The following is a 3,229-nucleotide window of genomic DNA, read 5'->3' on the forward strand; positions in this document are numbered from 1 at the left end:
TAAGCTGGAAATTAATTTAATACAATTTTTGTCGTGTACTTAGCTTATTTATAGTAAAACTAAAACATATGATAAGGAGCGAAAGGAGACTGGCCCTCTCGATTGTGACACTTTGCAAAAACTTCCGAATTGCATTGGTTTTACAGGAAGCTATTTCTTTTTGTTGAAGGCTTGTTATAAAAGGAATAGTAAGATAAAACGAGCCAAAAAAAGACAGCCCTACTAGATAAACGTCTTCGAAAACAACTAATAGGACTGTTAATAATTGTAAATTATAAAATTATGAAATATTTATTTTTAGTGTATCTTTTCTCTTTTCTTTTTGTCAACAGTCAAGCGCAGAACATTAATAACTTGTTAGGCGACAAAGACTTTAGAGATTTCGTCAATAATGAGTTAGTGGCAATTTTTCAAACCAACCATAAACATCAGACTCATTGAAAAATGACAGAAAAAGATAAATTATTCCTATTTTTTAGCAATGAATTTCCTTTTAACAAAGAAGGTTTGGAAGAATTTATCAATTCTTTTACCTCAAAACATTACTCAAAAGGACATATTTTATTGAAAAATGGAAAAACTGAAAATGAACTTCGTTTTTTAGATGAAGGCGTTGTGAGAGAATTTTATTCAAATGAGAGCAAAGAAAAAAATATTAATTTCTATTTGGACAGTGAGTTTATTACCGATTTTTATTCTTTCGTATCAGAAAATCCAACAAATAAATATCAAGAATGTATCACGGATATTAAATTGCGTGTTATTTCAAAAAAAGGTTTTCAAGAATTTCTTTCTAAATATATGTGTGGTAAATTGTTTGTAGATGAAATTTTTCAACGCATTATTGACAGAAAGGAAAAAGAGTTGATGCGACACTTTATGAATACAGCAGAAGAGAATTATAATGAATTAATACAATCTAAACCAAATTGGTTACAACAAATTCCTCAATATCATATTGCCTCTTATTTGGGAATTACACCCGAAACATTAAGTAGAATTAGAAAGCGTATTTCTTGATTTGAATCAATGAAAACCTCTGTTTAAATACAGACCTTTGTGGCTTTCAATTAATTTAAAATTTAGAGCAATGAAAGTACATCATTTGAGAAATGCCACAATGGTATTAGAAACAGCAGACAAGGTAATTCTAATCGACCCCATGCTTGGAAAAAAAGGAACAGCGGGACCACCATTTACGTTATTTCGCTTTAAACCGAAGCGTAATCCCATTGTAGATTTGCCTAATAATGCAATGAATATTGTTGAAAAAACGACACATTGCTTAATTACACATTTACACCCTGACCATTTGGACAAAGCTGGTGAAAATTTTCTTCGTACAAGGCAAATTCCTGTTATTTGTAGTGTAATAGATGAGCCTATTTTGAAGAAAAGAGGGTTAAATGTAACGCAAACCGTTGATTATTGGAAACCAACTGACTTTTTAGGTGGAAAAATTCAAGGCATTCCAGCCGTACACGGTTACGGCTTTATAGCCAAACCAATGGGTAATGTAATGGGCTTTTACATTGAAATGCCAAATGAGAAGTCTATTTATTTAAGTGCTGACACAATTTATACGGACGATGTACATAAAGCATTAACACAATTAAAACCTGAAATTTCAGTCGTGGCTTGCGGAACTGCTCAACTAGACATTTTTCAGCCTTTATTGATGCGAATGGACGACATTTTGAAGTTTGTAAAAAATGCACCAAACCAAGTAATTGCAAATCATTTGGAAGCCGTAAATCATTGTCCTACAACACGACAACAATTAAAAACGGAAGTTTCAAAGGTTGGATTTTCTGACAAGGTTTTTATTCCTAATGACGGAGAAAGCAGAACGTATTAATAAAACTGCCACTAACACGGGTTTTGCGACAGGCGGGGTGACGTGGAAACTTGGAGCTTTGTGCTTCTAATAAACTTTAGTAATAAATTGAAACTTTGTGCTCCGAAACCCGCCCGAACGCAAATCCCGAAAACGTTGAACTTTATTGAAAAGTTATCGGATCAGCAAGCACTGCAACGAATTTATAGTGACGGACGAATAGCAGAAGAAGAAATGAGGGAGTTTTATACAATTTTCAAAACTGATCGAAGTTCTTTTGAGAACTTTATAAACAACCAAGCACTATTAATCAAGACAATTAATGCCAGATACAAACTCAACACTTATTCGCAAGACCGAGTAATTTCAGTACTAGAAGGAGCTGTTAAGGATTTGATAATTGTAAGGCAGCCTGAATTCGCAGTGACTACAGAGGATTGTAGAAACGTCTGGCTTGCGAAATTGGTCTTAAATGCAAGCTTGGCTGTAGCGGGATATCAAGCTTGTATGCCGCTTATCGCGGCAGGCGGATTACCTGGGATAATTTGTACGGCTGCTGTGTTTGCCGGTCACGAAGCGGCTAATTATATTGCGCTTTCGGAGTATAGAGATTGTATTAAAAAAAGATAAAATATGAAAAATGCTGTAATTCTAAAGTACATTGCCTACCTATCGTTGGTTATCAGTTTTCTGGTGATTTATATTTTTGATAAGGTAAATGTTACATGGTCAATTGTTTTTTCTCTGTTTGCAACAGTTCTTTTGACTGTATATGCTTATCTAGAAAGAAAGTCTCAAACAAATATTTCTAAGCCTTTTTATTGGACACTTTTCTTGATTTTCGTTTCATTCACTACGGCACTTACTTTTTTTATTACAGCGCTGAATAACTGAAGTTGAAGTAAAGAAATGTTTTTAGCTGTGTGCTTTTTTCTTCGATTTTAAGAATTATCTCCCTGATTTTTTGAATATGATCAAGGATGTGGAACTTTTCAATTAGCCGGCCGCATTTCTTTAAAAAAGTATAACACCGCAACAATTGAGAGCAATTCGAAATCAATCGCTAGTGTCTGTATCTGGAATAAATTAAATGATAAGTTTACGTTTATAATAGTCGAACAAGACAGTGAAGGTAATGCAGTAAAAAAGGAAATGGTAATTCAAAAAGACGGCAAAGAGTGTGTTTTTGAAGTTCCTAAAGGAATTTATACGTACGAAATTGTGCTTCCTAATAAAGAAATTTATAAACGAGGCGAGTACAAATTCAACGAAGAAGTTACTATTACAGTAAAACCAGATTAGTAAAAGGCGGTCAATATAAAAGTTGGCCGCTTTTTTAATAACGCGCAAACTTTGGTTTATAACCGCTGCTGTCGCTAACTCGAAAAAGTG

5 protein-coding genes are annotated in these 3,229 nt (G+C 33.7%); all 5 read left to right on the forward strand.

Annotated features, from left to right (window positions below):
• Positions 1-444 precede the first annotated feature (444 nt).
• The 5 genes from CHX27_RS00445 to CHX27_RS15425 all read left to right on the forward strand — a co-directional run bounded on the left by CHX27_RS00445 (position 445) and on the right by CHX27_RS15425 (position 3,139).
• Entirely contained in the window at positions 445-1,020 is a 576-nt protein-coding gene (locus tag CHX27_RS00445) for a Crp/Fnr family transcriptional regulator (protein ID WP_094484822.1), read from the forward strand.
• A gap of 70 nt (positions 1,021-1,090) precedes the next feature.
• Positions 1,091-1,858, forward strand: a complete 768-nt coding sequence (locus tag CHX27_RS00450) for an MBL fold metallo-hydrolase (protein WP_094484823.1) — start codon at positions 1,091-1,093, stop codon at positions 1,856-1,858.
• Positions 1,859-1,993: 135 nt separating this feature from the next.
• Positions 1,994-2,467 (forward strand): hypothetical protein, encoded by a 474-nt coding sequence (locus CHX27_RS00455; RefSeq protein WP_133063365.1) that lies wholly within the window; start codon positions 1,994-1,996, stop codon positions 2,465-2,467.
• A gap of 3 nt (positions 2,468-2,470) precedes the next feature.
• Positions 2,471-2,731: a hypothetical protein gene (locus CHX27_RS00460; RefSeq protein WP_094484825.1), complete on the forward strand. Its 261-nt coding sequence runs from the start codon at positions 2,471-2,473 to the stop codon at positions 2,729-2,731.
• Between the two features lie 258 nt (positions 2,732-2,989).
• Positions 2,990-3,139: a hypothetical protein gene (locus tag CHX27_RS15425; RefSeq protein WP_165764403.1), complete on the forward strand. Its 150-nt coding sequence runs from the start codon at positions 2,990-2,992 to the stop codon at positions 3,137-3,139.
• The last annotated feature ends 90 nt before the right edge of the window (positions 3,140-3,229 follow it).

The organism is Flavobacterium aurantiibacter, from assembly GCF_002251775.1.
GTDB classification, from domain to species: domain Bacteria; phylum Bacteroidota; class Bacteroidia; order Flavobacteriales; family Flavobacteriaceae; genus Flavobacterium; species Flavobacterium aurantiibacter.

Excerpts from the sequence above, each read along its gene's own strand:
- CHX27_RS00445 (WP_094484822.1), top strand. The coding sequence starts at position 445 with ATGACAGAAAAAGATAAATTATTCCTATTTTTTAGCAATGAATTTCCT.
- CHX27_RS00450 (WP_094484823.1), top strand. The coding sequence starts at position 1,091 with ATGAAAGTACATCATTTGAGAAATGCCACAATGGTATTAGAAACAGCA.
- CHX27_RS00460 (WP_094484825.1), top strand. The coding sequence starts at position 2,471 with ATGAAAAATGCTGTAATTCTAAAGTACATTGCCTACCTATCGTTGGTT.
- CHX27_RS15425 (WP_165764403.1), top strand. The coding sequence starts at position 2,990 with ATGGTAATTCAAAAAGACGGCAAAGAGTGTGTTTTTGAAGTTCCTAAA.